The 22,185-nt window shown below is 48.1% G+C and carries 19 protein-coding genes; 8 read left to right on the forward strand and 11 right to left on the reverse strand.

Going from position 1 to position 22,185, the window contains the following annotated elements; all coding sequences use genetic code 11:
• Window positions 1–66: 66 nt before the first annotated feature.
• From B0475_RS14845 to B0475_RS14865, 5 genes are all read right to left on the reverse strand, one after another.
• A complete protein-coding gene (locus tag B0475_RS14845) occupies window positions 67–1,422 on the reverse strand; it encodes a metallopeptidase domain-containing protein (protein WP_077412672.1) in 1,356 nt (451 codons plus the stop codon).
• A 71-nt stretch (window positions 1,423–1,493) separates the two neighbouring features.
• The gene (locus tag B0475_RS14850; RefSeq protein ID WP_077412673.1) at window positions 1,494–2,288 is read right to left on the reverse strand and encodes an N-formylglutamate amidohydrolase; all 795 of its coding nucleotides are present in this window, start codon (window positions 2,286–2,288) and stop codon (window positions 1,494–1,496) included.
• Complete coding sequence (hutH, locus tag B0475_RS14855) at window positions 2,270–3,796, reverse strand: histidine ammonia-lyase (RefSeq protein WP_077412674.1); 1,527 nt, start codon at window positions 3,794–3,796, stop codon at window positions 2,270–2,272. The genes B0475_RS14850 and hutH overlap by 19 nt, the downstream gene beginning before the upstream one ends.
• Window positions 3,793–5,466, reverse strand: coding sequence for a urocanate hydratase (gene hutU, locus B0475_RS14860; RefSeq protein WP_198538315.1), 1,674 nt, complete (start codon window positions 5,464–5,466; stop codon window positions 3,793–3,795). Before hutU ends, hutH begins: the two co-directional genes overlap by 4 nt.
• 5 nt (window positions 5,467–5,471) lie before the next feature.
• Window positions 5,472–5,951, reverse strand: coding sequence for a MarR family winged helix-turn-helix transcriptional regulator (locus B0475_RS14865; RefSeq protein WP_077412675.1), 480 nt, complete (start codon window positions 5,949–5,951; stop codon window positions 5,472–5,474).
• 107 nt (window positions 5,952–6,058) lie between these two features.
• On the opposite strand from B0475_RS14865, the gene B0475_RS14870 reads away from it, so the two are divergent.
• The 3 genes from B0475_RS14870 to B0475_RS14880 all read left to right on the forward strand — a co-directional run bounded on the left by B0475_RS14870 (window position 6,059) and on the right by B0475_RS14880 (window position 9,371).
• The gene (locus tag B0475_RS14870) at window positions 6,059–6,703 is read left to right on the forward strand and encodes a hypothetical protein (RefSeq protein WP_198538317.1); all 645 of its coding nucleotides are present in this window, start codon (window positions 6,059–6,061) and stop codon (window positions 6,701–6,703) included.
• Between the two features lie 146 nt (window positions 6,704–6,849).
• On the forward strand, window positions 6,850–7,533 hold the full coding sequence (trmB, locus tag B0475_RS14875) for a tRNA (guanosine(46)-N7)-methyltransferase TrmB (RefSeq protein ID WP_077412677.1): 684 nt from the start codon (window positions 6,850–6,852) through the stop codon (window positions 7,531–7,533).
• A 5-nt stretch (window positions 7,534–7,538) separates the two neighbouring features.
• Window positions 7,539–9,371 carry an SLC13 family permease gene (locus B0475_RS14880; RefSeq protein ID WP_198538318.1) on the forward strand — a complete coding sequence of 611 codons (1,833 nt, stop codon included), beginning with the start codon at window positions 7,539–7,541 and terminating at the stop codon, window positions 9,369–9,371.
• Here the strand turns inward: B0475_RS14880 and B0475_RS14885 are convergent.
• Window positions 9,355–9,525, reverse strand: coding sequence for a hypothetical protein (locus B0475_RS14885; protein WP_157892997.1), 171 nt, complete (start codon window positions 9,523–9,525; stop codon window positions 9,355–9,357). The genes B0475_RS14880 and B0475_RS14885 overlap by 17 nt on opposite strands.
• Before the next feature lie 225 nt (window positions 9,526–9,750).
• On the opposite strand from B0475_RS14885, the gene gpmA reads away from it, so the two are divergent.
• Window positions 9,751–10,494, forward strand: coding sequence for a 2,3-diphosphoglycerate-dependent phosphoglycerate mutase (gene gpmA / locus B0475_RS14890; protein WP_077412680.1), 744 nt, complete (start codon window positions 9,751–9,753; stop codon window positions 10,492–10,494).
• 9 nt (window positions 10,495–10,503) lie between these two features.
• On the forward strand, window positions 10,504–12,399 hold the full coding sequence (dxs, locus tag B0475_RS14895) for a 1-deoxy-D-xylulose-5-phosphate synthase (protein ID WP_077412681.1): 1,896 nt from the start codon (window positions 10,504–10,506) through the stop codon (window positions 12,397–12,399).
• On the opposite strand, the gene B0475_RS14900 is transcribed toward dxs, so the two are convergent.
• Window positions 12,396–12,935, reverse strand: a complete 540-nt coding sequence (locus B0475_RS14900; RefSeq protein WP_077412682.1) for a hypothetical protein — start codon at window positions 12,933–12,935, stop codon at window positions 12,396–12,398. The two genes, dxs and B0475_RS14900, sit on opposite strands and share 4 nt — an antisense overlap.
• A gap of 60 nt (window positions 12,936–12,995) precedes the next feature.
• Window positions 12,996–13,667: a RadC family protein gene (gene radC / locus B0475_RS14905; RefSeq protein WP_077412683.1), complete on the reverse strand. Its 672-nt coding sequence runs from the start codon at window positions 13,665–13,667 to the stop codon at window positions 12,996–12,998.
• A 148-nt stretch (window positions 13,668–13,815) separates the two neighbouring features.
• On the opposite strand from radC, the gene dut reads away from it, so the two are divergent.
• Both dut and B0475_RS17995 read left to right on the forward strand, forming a co-directional pair.
• Window positions 13,816–14,271: a dUTP diphosphatase gene (dut, locus tag B0475_RS14910; RefSeq protein ID WP_077412684.1), complete on the forward strand. Its 456-nt coding sequence runs from the start codon at window positions 13,816–13,818 to the stop codon at window positions 14,269–14,271.
• Window positions 14,271–16,664, forward strand: a complete 2,394-nt coding sequence (locus tag B0475_RS17995) for a phosphomannomutase/phosphoglucomutase (RefSeq protein WP_269799128.1) — start codon at window positions 14,271–14,273, stop codon at window positions 16,662–16,664. The genes dut and B0475_RS17995 overlap by 1 nt, the downstream gene beginning before the upstream one ends.
• Window positions 16,665–17,117: 453 nt before the next feature.
• Here the strand turns inward: B0475_RS17995 and B0475_RS14920 are convergent, their stop codons facing one another.
• Genes B0475_RS14920 through B0475_RS14930 form a run of 3 tightly spaced genes read right to left on the reverse strand, consistent with a single transcriptional unit; the run spans window position 17,118 to window position 20,028 of the window.
• Window positions 17,118–18,608 (reverse strand): PH domain-containing protein, encoded by a 1,491-nt coding sequence (locus B0475_RS14920; RefSeq protein WP_077412685.1) that lies wholly within the window; start codon window positions 18,606–18,608, stop codon window positions 17,118–17,120.
• Window positions 18,605–19,084 carry a PH domain-containing protein gene (locus B0475_RS14925; RefSeq protein WP_198538320.1) on the reverse strand — a complete coding sequence of 160 codons (480 nt, stop codon included), beginning with the start codon at window positions 19,082–19,084 and terminating at the stop codon, window positions 18,605–18,607. The genes B0475_RS14920 and B0475_RS14925 overlap by 4 nt, the downstream gene beginning before the upstream one ends.
• A 50-nt stretch (window positions 19,085–19,134) precedes the next feature.
• Complete coding sequence (locus B0475_RS14930; RefSeq protein WP_077412687.1) at window positions 19,135–20,028, reverse strand: prohibitin family protein; 894 nt, start codon at window positions 20,026–20,028, stop codon at window positions 19,135–19,137.
• A gap of 291 nt (window positions 20,029–20,319) precedes the next feature.
• Here B0475_RS14930 and B0475_RS14935 point away from each other — a divergent pair.
• A partial coding sequence (locus B0475_RS14935; protein ID WP_157892998.1) for a DUF7507 domain-containing protein occupies window positions 20,320–22,185 on the forward strand: 1,866 nt, incomplete at its 3' end.

Below are 22,185 nucleotides of genomic sequence, written 5' to 3' on the forward strand. Positions count from 1 at the left end.
AAAGCAGTCGCCAGCAAGGTCACGACTGCTTTTCAATTCATCTACTCATGATGAAATGAGACCTGCTCAGTTGAAGCCATCTGCAAATATCAGGTCACTTCCGGTGATCCTGACTTCAAAGCCATCTGTGGTTTCAGAGAGCACTTCAACAGTGTATCCATCAATTGGATCATTGAATGTTTCTCCCACTTTCCACATCACCCCTTCATTATCAGAAAAGTCTGCCGGAGGAACATCCTGATCGATCACCCAGGGTGGTTCACTGCGACCAGAAACCACGTGATGAATAATGACTGCCTCACCTGCCAGATTGCTTTCGTAATTACCCACCTGTTTTCTGACTTCAACCATGTAATGACTGCCATCTGCCAATGGCAATCTGGCAAAACGATGATTGATCGTGGCAGCCAACGCTGTTTGATCGATGACAATGACCGTGTCGGTCAGGGCATCAGCGATGAAGCCATCTCCATCATTGACCCAACCCAGCCGATACTTGTACTGCATGTTAATGTGCTTACCCAGACGACCATATACCGGGTCATCGACCGCCCTGCCTGTGGCAGAGCTCATCACATCCCAGGGGCTGTCATATGGATTTCCATCGCCATCTGAGTTATTGGCATGCGGCAAACCAAAACCATGACCCATCTCATGGGCAATCACCCCTTCATTGGCAAATGACCAGGGTGGGTTCCAAGTGACCCGCCATGACCGGAACAGCCCATCCAGCGTTGCTCCAAGACCGCCACCCCAGGCACAACAATCCAGCAATTCATTGAACATCATATTGATCCCGACAAAGCCCGACGAAAAATCAACAAACGGGTCGGCGGCATCGGTACAATCGTCAAACAGCGAATTCAGATTGGCATCAGTGCCTGAGCCCGGTGTGGGCACATAAAAAGTGTGCGTCCCCGGCAAGTCAACCCAATCCACTGCCAGCGAACCCACGACATTGATGTTTTCATATGACACCTCGCGCCAGTAATGATCAAGACCGGCGGGTAAATTGGCATACATGTTCTGGAAGAATGAGAAGTTTTCAGGCTCAGCGGGCACATCGTTGAACTTACATAATATGGAAACCCATGGTTGAGCACCGGTTATGCCACCACGTTGAGCACCTTCAAGCAGCTCAATTGACTGGGTCCAGCGACCTGATTCACCGGGTTGGTCTTTGAATTGTACCCGGACCCGTTTACCCGACCATAAATGCACCGGATTCTGAGCCATGAACTCATCACTGAACAACAACCTGTGATTACCCTCAGGGTTAACCAGATAATACCTCATGTGAATATCACTTCCGGATTCAAAAGTCTCACCATACTCCACCACCAGAACGCCGTCCTCTGCAAGTGCAGACTTAATGTGCAGAACCGAAAAACCACAAACCACCAACCACAGTAATAACTTCATCTCTTCTCTCAATACAGCTAATCATTCACAGAATAAAGCAAATGCTGGCATCATGAAACCACACAGTTGATTTATGTGATGGCGCTAACGCTTTTAAGCTCGTTCAACAACTCCCTCAAGGCCGATTCCCAGAAATCCCTTAACTGGAGCGCACCAGTTGACAAATTTTGTTGCTCATCCAGATACGCGGATTTACTGTGCTCCAGTTGTATGGCATGGACATTGGATTCAGGCTGGCCGTAATGACGGGTGATGTACCCCCCCTTGAACCGGCCATTTACCACGTATGAAAACACGCCCTGATGAGCCAGTCGCTGACCCAGCAACTGGCTCAATTGACCGGCACAACTCTTGCCGTCATTTGTTCCCACATTAATGTCTGGCAACCTGCCGGAAAAAAACCTTGGCACCCGGGCATTGATGCTGTGCGCATCTATCAACAAACAACAACCAAAATCCGCCACCGCCAGATCAACCAATGCCTTTAACTGAACATGATATGGACGCCAATACAATTCGGTTCGGCGTTCAATTTCCTCTGCACCAGGTTGCTGACCAGGTTGATACAACGGATTGAAATCAAAATCACTGGTTGGACATAATTCAGTTTCGGGCTGATTCTGGTAAAGTGGCTGACCACTGGCCGGGCGATTAAGGTCGATCACATGACGTGCGTAGTTGGCTTTGATCCTTGAACAGGAAATGCCTTCAAAGTCAAAAATCCGACCAATATGCAAATCTCGATCAGTCGACTGAGTCACTGCCGGATTCATCACCGCCCTGATGTCATCAGGAATCAGTGCGCCATCATGTGGCACACTGACCACCAGCGGTGATGACTGTTGTCTCAGCTCAAAGACGGACATAACTCAACCAGGTAATCATTCAATTCGCCACTGAGTACCAATTGCTGCATGTGATTGATGTCAGGTGACAACAGCCGGTCTTTGTCCAGAAAGGGCACTGATTCACGGATCTTTTCATACACCGCGTACAATGCTTTTGAGGTTTTGAGCCCTTCATGAAAATCGATGCTTTGACAAGCCGCCATCAATTCAATACCAATCACTGCCGCAGCATTTTCAGACAGGTCAGACAGTTTTCTGGCTGCAAAGGTAGCCATACTGACATGATCTTCCTGATTGGCAGAAGTTGGGATGGTATCAACACTGGCTGGGTGAGCCAGGGTTTTGTTTTCTGAAGCCAAAGCTGCGGCTGTCACATGGGCAATCATGAATCCTGAGTTGACGCCTGAATCAGGCACCAGAAAAGCGGGCAAACGACTCAGCGCCGGATCGATGAGCATCGCCAGTCGGCGTTCCGACATGTTCACCATGTCAGTCACCGCAATGCCCAGAAAATCAGCCACCAATGCCACTGGCTCTGCGTGAAAGTTTCCACCTGAAAGCACATCACCTTCGGTTGCAAATACCAACGGATTATCCGTGGCTGCATTGGCCTCAATCAGCAGTTTTCCAGCCACATGCCGGTACGTATCCAACACTGCTCCCATCACCTGCGGCTGACAGCGCAGACAATAGGGGTCTTGTACCCGGTCACAATCCTCATGAGAAACCACAATTTCACTGTCTTTGAGCAATGCCCTGATGGCTCGGGCCACTTGAATCTGTCCTTCCTGCCCTCTGGCCTGATGAATGCGCTCATCAAAAGGCGCCAAAGACCCTTTGGCCGCATCGATGGACAACGCACCCGCGATGATTGCAGCGGTGAAACAGTTCTCAGCCAGGAACAGTCCTTTCAAGGCCAGTCCGGTCGACACCTGTGTGCCATTGAGCAACGCCAGGCCTTCTTTGGGACCCAGTTTTATGGGCTTCAAACCAGCTTGCTGCAAAGCCTGATCTGCACCAATGGTTTGCCCTTGATAGCGCACCTCGCCCAAGCCAATCATGGCCGCGGTCAAATGGGCCAATGGCGCCAGGTCACCTGATGCACCCACTGAACCTTTACACGGAATCAATGGATAAATTTCCAGGTTGATCATGTCCAGCAACAACTGCAGGGTATTGGGATGTATGCCTGAAAATCCCTGCGCTAAGCTGACGGCTTTGAGCGTCATGATCAGTCTCGTGGTGCGCTCATCAATCGGCTCACCAACTCCGGTGGCATGAGAAATAACCAGGTTGCGTTGCAAGGTATCCAGTTCTTCTTTGGCGATTTTCACATTGGCCAACAAGCCAAATCCAGTATTGACTCCATAAACTGTCTCATCGGAGGAGGCCACATCCTCAATGGTCTTTCTGGAATGAATCACCCCTTGCATCATGTGATCATCCACACTGATGTGCATGGCAGATTCCCAAATCGCTCGCAGATCACACAAGGTAAAACCCTGACTGGTGATGACAAAACTCATGACGACTCTCCCAGACAGCCAGCCACCATTGGCAGATTCAAGCCATGGTCACGGGCACATTGTTGCGCCAATTCATAACCGGCATCGGCATGTCGCATCACCCCGGTGGCCGGGTCATTCCACAGCACCCTTTCAATGCGCTGGTCAGCTTCAGCGGTGCCATCACAACAGATCACCACCCCTGAATGCTGAGAATAACCCATACCAACACCGCCGCCGTGATGCAGGGATACCCAGGTGGCTCCGCTGGCGGTATTCAGCAAGGCGTTCAGCAAGGGCCAGTCTGACACCGCATCCGAGCCATCAGCCATGCTTTCTGTTTCCCGGTTTGGCGATGCCACTGATCCCGAATCCAGGTGATCACGACCAATCACAACAGGCGCTTTAAGTTCACCATTCCTGACCATCTCATTGAATGCCAGTCCCAAACGGTGACGTTGACCCAGTCCCACCCAACAAATTCTGGCAGGCAATCCCTGAAACTGAATACGTTCACGGGCCATGTCCAGCCAATTGTGTAAGTGCGGATCATCCGGAATCAAAGCTTTGACCTTGGCATCGGTTTTGTAAATGTCTTCAGGATCACCCGATAACGCAGCCCAGCGAAATGGCCCAACTCCCCGGCAAAATAACGGCCTGACATATGCCGGCACAAAACCAGGGAAATCAAATGCCCGCTCCACGCCAACATTGAATGCTTCCTGTCTGATGTTATTCCCATAGTCGACTGTGGGTATTCCCAAGGCGTGAAAATTCAGCATGGCCCGGACCTGAACGGCCATCGATTTTCGCGCCGCAGTGGCCACACGCTGCGGATCTGACTTGGCCAGATCGCGCCATTGATCAACACCCCAGCCTTGTGGCAGATAACCATTTACAGGATCGTGAGCTGATGTCTGATCTGTCACCAAGTCAGGCCGGATCCCTTGCCCGTACATATCAGCAAATATATCTGCAGCATTGCCCAATAAGCCTACTGAAACGGGCTTGCCTGCTTCGTGGGCTGTATGCAACATGGCCAGGGCTTCTTCAATGCTGTGGGCCTTCTGATCCAGGTAACCGGTTTTCAATCTGAAATCTATTCTGGTTTCATCACATTCTACGGCGATCATGCTGTAACCGGCCATGGTCGCTGCCAGGGGCTGGGCACCACCCATGCCGCCCAAACCACCAGTCAGTATCCATTTTCCCGCGGTATCCCCGCCGAAATGTTGCCGACCAGCCTCAACAAAGGTTTCATACGTTCCCTGAACGATGCCCTGTGAGCCAATGTAAATCCATGATCCGGCTGTCATCTGTCCGTACATCATCAATCCTTTGCGGTCCAATTCATTAAAATGATCCCAATTAGCCCAATGCGGCACAAGGTTAGAATTGGCGATCAAGACCCGGGGGGCATCGGCATGGGTGCGAAACACGCCCACCGGTTTACCAGACTGTACCAGAAGGGTTTCATCATCATTCAGGCTTTTCAGTGCCGATACAATGGCCGCATAACAAGCCGGATTTCTGGCTGCTTTACCAATTCCACCATAGACCACCAGGTCTTCAGGGCGTTCTGCCACTTCTGGATCAAGGTTATTCATCAGCATGCGCAAGGGCGCTTCGGTGAGCCAGGATTTGGCATTCAGTATGGTCCCTCTGGGGGCCTTTATGGTTTCTTTCATCATGTCAGTCAATACTCGTTATGTTCGTTATATCGGGTGTATAAATCTTTTTGCTGCAGTTGTTCAATGGCCGCCATCAGAACGGACTGGATATCAGCACCGACTTCTTCAGACAATTGCTGATAAATCTGTTCCATGGGGTTTTGTTTCAAAATACCGGCCTGTTGCCGGCCAAGATCGGTCAATTGATAAAGCGTTCTGCGTTTGTCATGTGGATCTTTTGAATGGGTGATTATCTTCAACTCCAACAACCTGGGAATTTTTTGCTTAATCAGCTGATGTGACTGATTCAGACATTTGGCCAGATCCACCAATGAAGCCTGATGCAAATACCCCAGGACATGCACCAGAGAACAGGATTTTACCGGCACCTGAATACCCATCGCCTTGTATACCGGCTTGATCTGCTGACTGATTAACTGTCCCAGATCATCGGCATATTTACCAACAAAAGACCTTTGAGGTGGTTGCTGAGGTGAACGGCTCATGTTTTATGCAATATATTGCGCAATAGATTGCATATCTTCGTTGAGTCCATTGCTTTTGTCAAGCAAGGCAAGTCGTAAATTGTCCAATAGAATTCCTTGCAATGAGAATGATTATCATTATACTTAAATTGTTTTCCATTACATCTACACAAAACATGCATCATCAATGGTACCTCAGCTATTCAGAAAACCACCTCAGCCTCAATGAGCCCGGATTATTGCTTCACAAAAAGCGCAATGGTCTGGTGTTGCGTAGCTGGATTGGCCCAATGGCTCACATGCTGATGAGCAAATTGCTCAGGCGTCACCACCCTGATCAAGCCAGGCTAACCAACAATGGCTGGCAACTGCCCATCGATAAGCAACAAGCTCAGCACCTGCTCATTGAGGCCAGTTTTCAACAACAGTTTTGCCTGCACCATTATCAGGTAACCGGTGATTTACTTAACCATGGACTGCCACCAGAACATTTTGATGAACTGTTGCTCTACCTGAGAATGTCATTACAACATCCAAGTCACCAAAGCCTGATTCAGGTAATGAGTCTGATTCAACCGGATAACCACCGCAACGAAGAACAGCTGGAAACCCTGGAGCAATACAAACTGATACAAAGAATCAGTCATAACAACACGTGTTTTTATGACAAAAACCCATTGCCACATGCCCACTTGTATGATCCGAAATCGCACATGCTTTACGATCACCACTGTCAACTGGATGACAGTGGATTACAGTTGATTCGATGCTGAAAGCCCCATTCCAGGGCACAAATACAGTCACCGGCTTCTTCCCACTTGCAAGTGGGTTATGGGTGATCTTCTGATCGGCCAAGAAAGGGGTGGTCATCGGTCATTGATATTCGGTAAAATGAGCTGAATTAAAGCCAGTGCTGAGCATGAAATTTGAGTCAAATGAACGGCAAATCCGTAGTTTCGTTCTGAGAAAAGGGAAAATGACCATCGGTCAGAAAAAAGCCGTTGAACAATGGATGTCGGTCTATGCCATTGAACCCAAAGAACCCATTGATTTTCAGGCCCTCTATGGCAATGACCATCCGGTCTGGCTGGACATTGGTTTTGGCAATGGTGAATCCATCATTCATGCCGCTAAAAAATATCCGGACATTAATTTTCTTGGTATTGAAGTTCATTTACCAGGGGTGGGTCATTTACTGATGGGCATTGAAGAGCATGGGCTGCAAAATGTCAGGATCATCAGAAATGATGCCATTGACATGCTCAAACTGTACATCAAGGATCTGTCACTGGCGGCCATCCATGTCTATTTCCCCGACCCATGGCATAAAAAAAGACACCACAAAAGACGAATGGTTAATCAACCATTTCTGGACTTAATTAAACCCAAGCTAGAGGCTGGGGGACGGTTCCATTATGCGTCTGACTGGGAGCCATATGCCATTGAAGTCAATGACTTGCTGGCAGAAAATCTTTGGCTGCGCAACGCTGATGACAAACAGGGTTTTTCGCCCCGGCCTGAATGGCGGCCGGTGACGAAGTTTGAACGCCGGGGCCACAAACTCAATCACGGTACTTACGATCTGATTTTTCATAAAAACTGATGGAGATGCTGCCATTAACCAATGAGATGTTGATGGTTCTGGCCATTTTGGCTTACACCATCCTGATGTTCATAACAGAAGTCATCAGAATCGATGTGGCAGCTTTATTGATCCTGGTTATGCTGGGACTTTCCGGTCTGGTGCCAGACACCCACTTGTTTGATGGCTTTGCCTCCAATGCCGTGATATCGATCATTGCAGTGATGATTCTGGGGGCCGGCCTGGATCGCACCGGAGTAATGAGCGCAGTGGCAAACTTCATCCTGAAGATAGGTGGAAAAACTGAAAAAACAGTGATGCCAGTGGTTTCATTAACGGTGGGTTCCATCTCTGGCTTTATGCAAAATGTTGGTGCAACGGCTTTGTTTTTGCCAGTGATGAGCAAAATATCCAGCGTGGCCGAAATCCCCATATCCCGATTATTGATGCCCATGGGTTTTTGCGCCATTCTTGGCGGTACGGTGACCATGGTCGGATCATCCCCCCTGATCTTACTGAACGACCTGATTGAAACATCCAATCGTTCATTGCCTCCCGGCGCTGATACCATGCCCACTTTTTCATTGTTTGCCACCACACCAATAGGTTTGGCCTTGTTGCTCAGCGGGATTGTGTATTTTTTGGTACTGGGCCGTTTTCTGCTGCCCAAAGCCAAAGAAATCTCACACATCAACAACCACAAATCAGACAGCTACTTCAGGGACAACTACGGCATTGAAAAAAGCATCACCGAAATGATTGTCAATCGCGACAGTCCACTGGTGGGCAAAATGATACAGGAGCTGGAGTTTGACAGTCACATACCTCACATTGTGGCACTGAGCACCGAAGGAGAATCAATGCTGTCACCACCACGCAGCAAGTTCATCTGGAACGGAGCAATTCTGGGGGTGATGGGCAGTCAGCAACAGATCAATGACTTTGCAGAGGAGTTCAACCTCACTGTATTGCCCAGGCTGAAGCAATTCAAACTTGACTTTAACCCCGCCATTTCAGGCACTTCCGAAGCAGTGGTTGTGCCCGGTTCAAGATACCTTGGAGTGAAGTTATCTGAGTTCCATTTTCGCAAAGAATTCGCCATCACCATCCTTGCCGTTTCGCGAAACAACCGAATTTATACCGGTGAAGAAATGTATGAATTGGAATTGCAACTGGGTGACACGTTCATCATCCATGGCAGGTGGACAGATCAGATGGGGCTGGGAAGATCCAGAAATGTGGCTCTGGTCAGTGATGTGCCGGCCGAACCCCAAAGACCGCAAAAAATTCCCTTTGCGTTGTTGTTTTTCGCCCTGAGCATTTCATTGGTTATCTTGACTGATCTGAAACTGTCCTTGTCACTGTTGACCGGTGCCATTGGTATGATCATATTCGGCGTTCTGAATATGGATGAAGCATATCGGGCAGTGAGCTGGAAGACAGTGTTTTTGCTGGCTTGCCTGATCCCCCTGGGCTATGCCATGGAACACACCGGCACGGCAGCCTGGATCGCCCAGTACACCATCCACGCTTTGGGGGATGTTCATCAGATTGTTTATCAACTGGCCATGGCCGGATTAGCCACCTTGTTTTCTTTGGTGATGTCAAATGTAGGGGCCACAGTTTTACTGGTTCCACTGGCCATCAACATCGCCATCGAAACCGGTGGAAACCCGCTGGTTTATGCACTGATAGTGGCGATCTCAACATCCAATGCATTTTTACTGCCCACCCACCAGGTTTCGGCATTGGTCATGGGTCCGGGCGGATACGGGGTGAAGGATTACCTCAAAGTAGGCAGTCTGATGACGCTGATTTTTCTCGCGGTGTCACTGCCGGTAATCAACTGGCTCTTTTGAGTCGGCAGGCCTGTTCCAGTTTTTGCCTGAATAATTCGCTCAACAAACGCTTACTTTCCAGGTCGACCCCCAGATGACAATGGTCACACGCTGCCAATTGATTAATGATGTCTTCAATTTCTTTCATGATTTTTTTCAGTTCCACTTCATTCATGGTAATTCCCCTGATTGACTGCTGCATGAATTATCAACTGATGCGATACAGAATTCGATGGCGATTTTCTTCACCCATTGTAGGAATTTGTTGACAAAACCATCAGATGATGGCGTTGCCCACCCTCCCTGATTGTGCCGTTAATAAGGTCATACACCATCAACTTTGACCTGTTTTCAGAGGCATCCATGTTATAATTCTGCTTTTCATCTGAGACGACAATCAATGATAAAACTGGTACTTTTAAGACATGGCGAAAGCGAATGGAATCTGGCCAATAAATTCACTGGCTGGAAAGATGTTGACCTGACCCATACCGGCCAGCAACAGGCCACTTCAGCGGGCAAGCTGTTACAAGAAGCCGGCTTTGAATTTGACCTGGCTTTTACATCAGTATTGAAAAGGGCCATCAAAACACTGAACATCACCCTGGATGTCATGGATCAGCTTTGGTTACCAGTTGAACGTTCGTGGCGATTAAATGAAAGGCATTATGGCGCTCTGCAAGGCTTGAATAAAGCTGAAACAGCCGCCAAATATGGTGATGAGCAGGTACATATTTGGCGCAGAAGTTATGACACGCCCCCACCTCATCTGGAGTGGGACGATGAACGCAACATCGCCAACGACCGCAGATATGCCGGTTTGACCAGGGAACAAATTCCCTTGGGTGAATGCCTGAAAGACACTGTTGAGCGGGTCTTGCCATACTGGCATGAACACATTGTGCCCCAATTGAAAGCGAAGAAAAAAATCATCATCGCTGCACATGGCAATTCATTGCGCTCACTGGTGCAGTATCTGGATGATGTTTCGGCTGAAGCAATTCTCAAACTTAACATACCGACCGGTGTGCCATTGGTTTATGAATTGGATGACACACTGCAGCCAATTAAAAGTTACTACCTGGGTGATCAGCAAGAGCTGGCTGCCAGAATGGAAGCAGTGGCCAACCAGGGCAAAGCATAAGAGATTAACATGAGCAAGCAATACCCATTACTGGATCACATCGACCTGCCGGCAGATTTACGCAAACTGGCCAAATCTGATTTACCACAAGTGTCTGATGAACTGCGCCAATATTTGATTGATCAAATTTCTCAATGCGGCGGACATTTTGGCTCTGGACTGGGTACCATCGAATTAACAGTCGCTCTGCATTATGTATTTAACACCCCACATGATCGTTTGGTCTGGGATGTTGGCCACCAGGCTTATCCGCACAAAATCCTTACTGGCCGAAAACAACAATTGGCAACTGTAAAGCAAAAAAATGGACTGGCCCCATTTCCTAAACGCACAGAAAGTGAGTACGACACGTTCGGCGTGGGACACTCTTCCACCTCAATCGGCGCCGCTTTGGGTATGTCTCTGGGCAGCCAAATCTGTGGCACAGAACGTGACGTAGTGGCCATCATTGGAGATGGCGCAATGACAGCGGGCATGGCTTACGAAGCACTGAACCACGGTGGTGAACTGGACACCAACATGCTGGTGGTATTGAATGAAAATGAAATGTCCATTTCGCCCAATGTCGGCGCCCTGGCCAGAATGTTGATCAAAATAGTCAGTGGGCGCACATACAACCGCATGCGGGAAAAATCCAAACGCATCATGCGACGAGGATCATGGTTATGGAAGTTCATGTCCCGCTGGGAAGAACACACCAAAGGGATGTTTGTACCCAACACTTTGTTTGAAGAACTCGGCTTTCATCACCTCGGCCCCATTGATGGACACAATGTTGAGCTGTTGGTAGAGAAGCTTGAAGTGGCCAAAGAAATCAAAGGCCCTAAACTGCTGCACATCATCACCAAGAAAGGCAAAGGTTACAAACCTGCTGAGGCTGATCCGATCAAATACCATGCAGTGGGTCAATTCAATCCTGAAGATGGCCTGCCACCCAAATCCAAACCATCCAAACCCAGTTACACCGAAGTCTTTGGCCAATGGATATGTGACATGGCCAGGATGGACAATCAGCTGGTGGGCATCACCCCGGCCATGCGTGAAGGATCAGGGCTGGTGGAATTTTCCAAACTGTTTCCCAAACGCTATTTTGATGTCGGAATTGCCGAACAACACGCGGTAACCCTGGCAGCCGGCATGGCCTGTGAAAACATCAAACCGGTGGTGGCCATTTACTCTACATTCCTGCAAAGGGCATACGACCAGTTGATACATGATGTGGCCATTCAAAATCTTGACGTGCTGTTTGCCATTGATCGGGGTGGAGTGGTTGGACCGGATGGTGCAACCCATGCAGGCAACCTCGACTTGAGTTTCCTGCGTTGTGTACCCAACATGATGATCATGGCTCCGGCCAACGAAAATGAATGCCGTCAAATGCTTTATACCGGCTATCGTCATGAAGGACCTGCTGCGGTACGCTACCCACGCGGTAAAGGACCTGGCGAAGCCATCATGCCCAAAATGAGCGGCTTACCTGTAGGTCAGGCAGAACGAATCAGAAAGGGCAATCATGACCTGGCCATTTTGTCATTTGGCGCACTGCTCGATCAGGCCGCCACTGCCGCTGAAAAACTCGATGCCACTTTGGTTAACATGCGCTTTATCAAACCCATAGACCGGCAGATGATTGAACAGATGGCGATCCGCCACAGCCACATCATCACCATTGAAGACAATGTGATTCAGGGTGGCGCCGGAAGCTTTGTCAATGAAATATTACAGGAAATGGGCTTTCAGATCCCAGTGATGAACCTCGGTTTACCCGACCGTTTTCAGGACCATGGCACCCGTGAAGAGTTATTGAAAGAAGCCGGACTTGATGCCAACAGCATCATACAAAGTGCTCAGCAATTTCTCCAGCAAAAACCCGATCCCAAAAAGGTCATACCGCTGAGGTCTTAACTGCTTCTTGAAAGGATGTAATGGGTCATTTCATGATCCGGATAATGCCATTTCAGGTAGTTTTTGTAGTTCTCAATTTTTTTGTCTGCGCCTTTTTCTTCAAAATAATTGATGATGGCGACCAGGGCATCAATAAACTGAGGCAACTGGCATTCCTTACGAATCATGTTGTTGATGATGTAGATCGCGTTATTCTCAAAACCATTGGCCGCAAACACCACTGACAAGCGAACAAGGGTCTCGTCATCCAACTGAATGCGTCCCTGGGTGGTGGTCATGTACTTGACAAAATCACTGTGTATTTTTTCACCTGACACGTCAAACTGCATTTGCAGATTAAAATAATCAATGGCCGCCTGGTGGTGGTAATCATCAAAAGGAATATACTTCCCGTACTCAAAACGCAGACGGGCCAAATCCAGACTGTTGGGGTATTTTTTGAATGTTTTGGCCAGAATCTTCAGGGCTTTTTTATAATTGCCTTTTTCAATGTAAGATTCTGCCCTGGCTACTGGATTTAATCGATTTCCAAACACTGTGCGTTGACGAAAGATTCATTTTAATGGTCACATAGCATAGCAAAAATATGCACCAATTCATATCATTTGATGTGCCGCCATGGAAAAGGTTTGGTTGTGACCAATAATGAAATGGTCCAGAACCCTTACATCAATCAATGCCAACACTTCTTTGAGGCGCCTGGTCAACTGAATGTCTGCCTCACTGGGTTTTAAATCCCCCGATGGGTGGTTGTGAGCAAATATCACCGCCGCTGCATTGAATTGCAGACAACTCTGGGCCACCGTTCGCGGATAAACCTGAGCACTATTGATGCTGCCCTCAAAGAGAAAGTCAAAGCGCAACAATTGGTTTTTACTGTTGAGAAACACAACCGCAAATCGTTCATGCCTGGCAGGTTTAAAATTGATCAACAAATAGTCATGTACCTTCTCAGGGTCATCAAATGTAACCGCCTGATCAAATCTTTCATTCAAAGCCCTTCTGGTCAACTCAGAAGTGGCTTTGAGCTGTACGTATTTGGCTTGCCCCAACCCTTTGATGGCCATAAATTGTGCAGGCGTGGCTTCCATGATGGGTTGTACACCACCAAAATATGTCAGCATGTCCTCTGCCAACTCAACCACCCCTTTACCCGGCAAACCAGTGCGCAAGAAAATTGCCAATAATTCTGCATCGGTCAGATATTGAGCACCTTTGCGTAATAACTTTTCCCTGGGCATCTCTTGGCGAATGGATTTGTTTTTCATGGTTATACTGACAAAATATGTTCATCCTAGGAAGATTGAGCTGCTTTCACAGTGGCCAAGTTCTTACTTCACTGTAGGAAAGCATAACATTGGCGATTTTATTGGTTCTGGTTTAAAATCAATCACTTTAACAGTTTCCAGAATTGGCATGCAGCCCATCGATTTGAAAATTCTCAACCAAGACTTTGTTGACGAGTATGATCTGCCTCAATATGGTACGCCAGGTTCAGCCGGGCTTGACCTGCGGGCTTGTGTGGACAGTGACCTGGTGGTTCATCCCGGCCAGACTGAACTGATTCCTACCGGGCTTGCCATTCACATCAAAACCACTGATCTGGCTGCCATCATATTGCCAAGATCAGGCTTGGGGCATAAACACGGACTGGTGCTGGGTAACCTGGTTGGGCTGATTGACTCAGATTATCAGGGACAGCTGTTTGTGTCATGCTGGAACCGCTCAGCTCAACCTTTTACCATAGAACGCGGATTGCGCATCGCCCAACTGGTATTCGTGCCGGTTGTTCAGGTGGCCTTTAATCAGGTCGAATCATTTGATGACAGCGACCGGGGCGCCGGTGGATTTGGACACACAGGAGTAAATTGATGGACCTCAAAGAATTGCTAACAAAGCTGCGCGCTAAACTCAATAAAGCTGTTGATGAATCCGCTGAAGACGGCACCGGCGCACCCCAAAAAGCCAGGAAGCTGGTCAAATTTGAAGATGAAATGCAGTGGACCTCTGCCTTTCTGGTGGCTTTTGCCTGCAGCTTATTCTTTGCATACATATTCAAAAACAACTGGGAATCATCTCGCACCCTCAGTAAACTCGAAAATCAGAGTCAGGCCCTGGTAGAAAGCATTCAAGACAGCATGCAAAAAACCCGGCAACTGGCTGCCAGCATCATCGTTGAAAACCCCAATTCAGACGACATCGAAAACATCATCAAAACTCAAATACCTCAGGCATTGAGGGTGACCCGGGTGGTTGAACCCGTGGACACAATTGAGCCTGACCCGGTTTTTCCCGGTATCAACTTTGCCACTCTGGACATGTTGAAAAAGACCAGCGAATCACAAACCGAACAATTGCCAGAAATTCACCTGTATGGACAAAAAAACCAATACCTGAATTACGTCTACATCCAGAAACCAGAGACGTCGTATGTGGTGGTCTCTTATCCGGTAGATATGATCATCAAAGAACAACGCATGCAATTCAGCAAAAGTGAAATGTCGCTCATCCAAAAAGCTGGCTCACGCAGTTCTGTGACTTTGCAAAGGTGGGGCTTGGTTGATCAAAACCTGGACCGCCTGGATGCGCAAATCAAAATCCCTGATTCACACTTCTATGTCAATTATACGGTGCAGAAATCTTTCAGTGGCTTATTCAGCCTGTCACTGACCGGTAGCATCATTGCTTTGTTGTCCTCCCTGTTATTGGCAGCGGCCACCTTTTTGAAACGTCAAAAACGGCTGGAAGAACTGGAAGTCATCAAAGCCAGTCAGGTTCAGGAAGCCGTTTATGTGCCCGCCAGCAAAATCGGCAAAGGCAAGGACCTGGGGGGCGATTCCGGAAAACCCAAGCAACTGGGTCAGGAAGATGTGACTGGCAAAGTAAAACTGAAACTGCCAGACAAATCGATCTTCAAGGCATATGACATCCGTGGCATCGTAGATGAAACACTGACATCTGATGCGGTATATCAGATCGGCCAGGCCATTGGCACAGAAAACATCAATCGCGGCCGGCAGAGCATCGTGGTGGCCAGGGACGGTCGACTGTCAGGACCAACCTTGTTGAAATCACTCATCAACGGCTTGCAAAGCACTGGTTGTGACGTGATCAATATTGGTGCCGTGCCCACTGGTGTTCTGTATTTTTCAACTCATCATCTGGAAACCGGTTCAGGCGTGATGTTGACAGGCAGCCACAATCCGGCCAATTACAATGGCTTGAAAATCATGCTGGATGGTGAAACACTGGCAGGCAAGCTGATCAGCAATCTGTATGACATGATTGCATCAGGCAACCTGATCTCAGGAGAGGGCAGTGTTCAGGAACTGGACATCGCCGACGATTACATTGATTACATCAGTTCAGAAATTCAATTGGAAAACGAGCCCACTGTGGTGGTGGACTGTGGCAATGGTATCCCAGGCGAACTGGCTCCTGAGTTACTGGAAGAAATTGGCTGTGAAGTGATCCCATTGCATTGCGAAGTGGATGGCAATTTCCCCAATCACCACCCTGATCCCAGCGTTCCGGAAAACCTGCAGGACCTGATGGCCACCCTCAAATCCGTTGATGCTGATATAGGAATTGCCTTTGATGGTGATGGTGACCGCCTTGGCGTGGTTACCAAATCCGGTGAAATCATCAACCCGGATCGGCTGTTGATGCTGTTTGCCAAAGATGTGCTGAGCCGACAACCAGGATCGAGCATCATTTTTGATGTGAAATGTACCGGCCATTTACCCAAATCCATCGTTAAATATGGCGGCATGCCTATCATGTGGAAGACCGGCCATTCTTTCATGAAGGCCAAACTCAAGGAAACCAATGCTGCGCTGGCTGGTGAAATGAGTGGTCATTTCTTTTTCAATGAACGTTGGTTTGGCTTTGATGATGGACTTTATGCGGCAGCCAGATTGCTGGAAATACTGGACCAGGAAGAACAAACTCCGGAAGAAGTGTTTGCTGAACTGCCTAACAGTGTTAACACACCAGAGCTGAAGGTTCACATGAAAGAAGGCGAGCACTATATGTTCATGGATGAATTCATCAGTCGTGCTGAATTTCCAGATGCCAAAATCACCACAATCGACGGCATCCGTGCAGATTTCGCCAAAGGCTGGGGATTGGTCCGGTGTTCGAATACCACACCTTGTTTGGTGATCAGGTTTGACGCCGATGATGAAGAAACCCTGGAAAAAATCAAAGCAGAATTTCGCACCCAGTTACTCTCTGTCAGTGATAACCTGGAATTACCATTCTGAGACCAGACCTGAGGATAACAACCTGACTGTTGGTTCTGATGAATGCAGGGAATGATCCTGGGACTTCATTCACTTTTGTTTCTGACAAAAGTGAATGCCGACTCTACGGTTGGAGGAGTTAGGGTCTCGTCTGGAACAGAGACCGGGGCCTCGGTGATCATGTCGGGTGATCATGCGCTCGACGCTCTGATTCGCTATCGCTCACGGCTTATCGATCATCCCATTATGGCTTCTTGACTTCGTCAAGCCGCCATATCTGCATGACCTGCCTAACCGATTCGGCGGGTCGAGCTGATCATCAGCTCTCCCTGGCCTGATGATCGACAGTCATTGTGGTGATGAACACGGTGATGATCCCACCCGACGCCGGGTGGCATCCCCGGCATATTGCCGCTCAATGTCGCACCACCAAAAAACCTTCAGGGCCTTTCAGCAATCTTGCTTTGACAACAGCTACCAGATAAATTTCACCTGACTGACTTGTTCCGTCAGTTGTTGAACCAGGTGACTGACTTTATCCTGATTTAAATAATGCACATTGATGTCTTGAGTCACAGGGTTTGACCCGGCGGTATCCACGGTCAGCCTGGCCATACCATTGCGGCGATCAAACGGAGTTTGCAAGTATGAAACGTTCTGGATTTTTCCAATCCTCACCACACTGAGTCTGCGGAAAAACACACCCTGACGACAGGCTATCAGCTCATCCGTAACTGCGTATGCTGCATGTCTGATATAGGCTTGTGCATATGCGTAGGCCGGTGGTATCAGCAACAACATCAACAACCCCCATCCTTCAAAGAAATAAATCAATGGAGCCATGATCAAGAGAATGAAAAACAATCCTTTTTTGAATACCCGCTTCCATGCCCGGGATTCCAGCGGCTGCCAATCAGTGCGCAGTAAATCGACTTCAGGCTGTATCTGTTTGATCAGCTCAAAACCGTCTGGTTCACTGACCAATGGAGCCAACCAGGACATGGTGATACCACTTTGTTCTGTAACCCCACCCGCCGTTTCCATTTTGATGCTTACTTTTTTGAATAACCGATGTAAGGGTGAATGCTTCAGTTTAATCAATTGGATTCGCCTGACGGGTATATTGGCAGTTAATCGGGTCAGCAACCCCATGTCAGCATGCAGGTTATTATCCGGGTGACTCAGGGTAAACCCATGCAATTTAAGAAATGCCATGGCTATGGATGACAGCCAGATGGTCACCAGCATCAGTAAAGCAAAAGCCGACGAATAGACCAGCCATTCGGAAACAGCCCACTGTTCGACATGTAAATCACCGGCAAATCCACTGATCATGCCAACAAAACGATCACGGTAATAATCATTCTGTGACAGCACCGAACCCACAATACCGATCGGCACCAAAGCTTTGTGAGAAATGAATCCATATGTGGCCACATCTTTGTGGCTCATTTGATAAAGTGCCGGATGTTCAACGGCTTCTGATGCAACTTCCACCACATCACTTTCGACCAATGCTGGTTTCGCACGCTGTTTGATGATATTTTGAATATGGGCCACCTGATCCTGACTGATGACCCTGATCACCGCTTCAGGCTTTGCCCCGGAAGCCGATTCGACCTGTAAAGTGGCCACCCCAAAAAGCCGGTGAAGAACATTTTTTTCAACATTCAGATTTTGAATACGTTCATAAGGAACCTGGCGCAGAGATTTGAACAGAATCCCTTCTTTGACCACCAGGCGGTCCTCCTCCAGCCAGTAATGATAGAACCAGAATTGCACAATGGTCATCACCGACGCCAAAGCCGCAACACCAATGATGATCCAATCCTGCTTGTCACCGCTGGTGCCAATGATTCCCAGCAACAATGGAAACACCATTTTTTTAATGGCCTCGATGAACAGAAACAGAGGGGAACTGTTGTGCAGTCGGTGACCCGCCGTTTGCAGTTCCTGTTGACTCATACCGTGTCGTCCATCTGTGCCGTATTGATCAGGGCCTTGCGCAATGCCACCGCATCATCGTGTTTCAGGCCCGGCAGTGTCACTGACGCATTTCGGGTACCTGCTGTGTGAACCACCAATTGACTCAGTCCAAAACGTCGTTCCAGAGGACCGGTGGTGATGTCTATGTGTTGAACCCGGTTTCGGGGCACCAGGTGTTGCTGTTGCCAGAACAGTCCCCGATGAATCCGCAGGCCTGTTGGCTGTAAGGCATAACCATAGACCCTGAACCAGTGTTTGGTATACCACCACATCAGGATGAAAAACAGCAGCCAGGTCAACACATATGTGAGTATTCGGTACAACCAGCCAAAATCAATGATGGCACTGATAAGGATGGTCGGCCCAACCGCAATCAACATGACCACAATGGCCCAGGTGATGCGGGTAATTTTGAGGTAGCCTGATTGCAGTTGGGTTAACTCGTTAGTTTGCATAATGTCCGGAAGTAAAACAGGCCTGATCATTCAGACCCGTTGGGGTAAAATCACTGATCTTTATCTGACAAATGCATCAGTGGTAAAGGATTGGGTGAGTCACCATCCATAAAATAAATTTTTGAAGCTGGATCCTTGGAAATGCTTTTCAGCGCTTCAAGCGCCTGTAACTTCACATAATTCGGATTGGATCCGATGGCGGTGTTGATTTTTCGAATTTCATAGGCCTGTGCATCAGCCAACAAACGTCGCTTTTTGGCCTCTTCTTCTGCCGCTTGTCGCTGCGCTTCAGCAGCTGCAATCAACTGTTGCTGTTCGGTTTTGTATCGCTCTAACTCAGCTTTTTGCTTTTCCACTTCCTGTTCGCGCTCTTTCTTGGCTTCAATGGCTTTGGTAATGAACGGTGGCAATGAAATGTCACGAATGAGCACTGCTGACACATTGATCCCTTTGGGTTCCAGGTACTCTGAAAGCCCTGAGGTCAGGTCAGCCTGTAATCGTTCCTGGGTTTCTTCCAGAAAAAAATCTTCTGCCCGCTTGATTGATTTACCTTGTTCTCTGAGCAAGGATCTTAATTTTGGCACCAATTGGACCGTGATCATGCTGTCAATGTTACCAGTATCCTGTAAAATTTTACTGGCCATATCACCGTTCAGGCGATATTGAACCGAGACATCAATTTTGGTTTGTAATTGATCCTGAGAAGGCACATGTGCCGTTTCCTTATGGGTTTTTTCGCGCACATCAAACTCATGGAACTTCAACAATGGATTGACTGGAATATTCAAGCCCTCCTTGTAGGTATCCTGCTGTACTTCACCAAATAATGTGGCCACAGCCACATGACCGGCTGGCACACTGACCCAAAATCTGGATCCAATCAGGAATAACAATAGGATGAATAACAAGGGGATAAACTTAACAATGGATATTTTATCTGACATAACGCAAATCTCTCTATAAAGTTGAATATTCTAACAAGCATCGGTTTTTTTGTCTCATGTAATAGGTCATTACCATCGAACAAATCATGATTCAATTCACAAACAAGACATGTCAAATAATGTCACAATAATGTACACAACAGAACAGTATGATTGATGCCTGGTAACAAAGTGATCCATAATGCAATTGTTATTGCATTTCTGGTAACTTGTTATCATTTTTTGACATAGATATGCTAAATTGTTGCCAATATTTTATTATCTGAACATTGGGGATTGAGTGTGAATAAGATGATTTTGTTAGTAACTGGCATGTTTTGGTTCTTAGCCAGTTCGACTGCGATGTCTCAGACATCTGAAACAGGTGATTTTTGTGTTCGGGACTACCGCTCTGGAGCAGGTTGTACCGCAAATGATGTGCGTATTGAAGCCCTAACGGTTCAAAACCTTGTAGAAGACTGTAATACTGGAGTGATTGGTGAAACTGAAGTTCAGTTTAATGCCCTGGTCTCTGCTGATGGCTCACCTGACCGCTATGACATCGGTCTTTTTCTGGCCACAGACGGCGGGAGTGCTCGTGATGGCAATTCCTGTCTACACACCTTCCTTGCTGGGATGCAAACAGACAATCCAATTTATGGAGACATCAACAATGATTCGATTCTTGATATTGACAACGGTCCCTGGTGGAATGGCGGGACTGACCTTGACTCCTGCGGTGACATTGAGTCCAACACCCAGGTATTTAGTTCACTGCCAACCACCCGCTTTTCTTGTAATGACAGTAATCTGGATGGCAGTGTAGATGTGAGTGTCTGTACCAGCTGGGACAATAACACAAACACCACTTGCAACGGCTTGAATGATGCGTTCCCGGGAACAAATTCAAAATGCAGTTGTGACATCGTTGAACTCGGCATCGCACCTACTTACACCCTGCTGGATAAAATCGCTGTCACCCCCATAGTGGAAAGCGGTACAGCTGCCACATTCACCATCACTGCCACCAACACCGGTATTGAGGACCTGCTTAATGTGACGCTTACTGATCCACAATGTGACACCCTCATCGGACCTGCTGGAGACAACCCGAATACGGGAGAACTGGAAGTTGGAGAAACCTGGGAATGGAGCTGTACAGTTAATAATGTAACTGCTGGATTCACCAACACTGCTACCCTTACCGGCGTGTCAGAAATCAGTGGCAACAACGAAAACCAGGTAGCCACAGCAGCTGTTCAAGTAGCCGATCTTTCCACTGTAAAAGTGCTGACCAGTAACGCCGATGAAGACGCTTCAAGTTCAGTTTCTTTGTTTGATACGCTGACTTACACCATTACTGTATCCAACACAGGAGAGGTAACACTCAACAACGTAACCGTGTCTGATCCGATGATCACCCCCAACAGCACCAGCTGTGCCACAGTAGCACCCGGTGGCACCTGTGTGTTGGTGGGAACATATCAAGTCACTGCCGGTGATGTCAGCACAGGGTCAATAACCAACACTGCTACAGGTGATTCTGATCAAACCGGCCCGGATACAGATTCCATTGTTGTCGTGGTGCCATCACCTGAACTGACGGTAACTAAAACCGCCGTACTGACCACTGACAATGGTGGTCTTGGCGTCGCCGATGCCGGTGATGTGATCACCTTCTCAGTCACTGTGCAGAACACCGGCAATGTCATATTGGATAATTTGGTGGTTACCGACCCCATGGGCGGAGGTACACTGACCTGCACCCCGACCACACTAAATCCGACTGATGTAGCAACCTGTACCAGTTATACCTACACCGTGACCCAGACTGACATTGACAACGGTACTGGCATCACCAATACAGCAACCGCCATTGCAGATGACCCGGATAACAACCCAGTCACTGGTGATGACTCAACCATAACCATGGTGACCGCAGCCAATCCACTATTGAGCACCGCCAAAGTGTTGTTTAATAATGCCGATGAAGATGGCTCAGGTACCATCAGCCTCAATGACACCCTGACCTACACCGTCACCGTGACCAACACCGGTAATGTGACTTTGAATAACGTCACCGTCACCGACACCCTGATCACCCCCAACAGCACCAGCTGTGCCAGTGTGGCACCCACCGGAACCTGCATCCTGGTGGGCACCTATGTGGTCACCCAG

Source organism: Marinicella sediminis (assembly GCF_002000055.1).
Lineage (GTDB): Bacteria > Pseudomonadota > Gammaproteobacteria > Xanthomonadales > Marinicellaceae > Marinicella > Marinicella sediminis.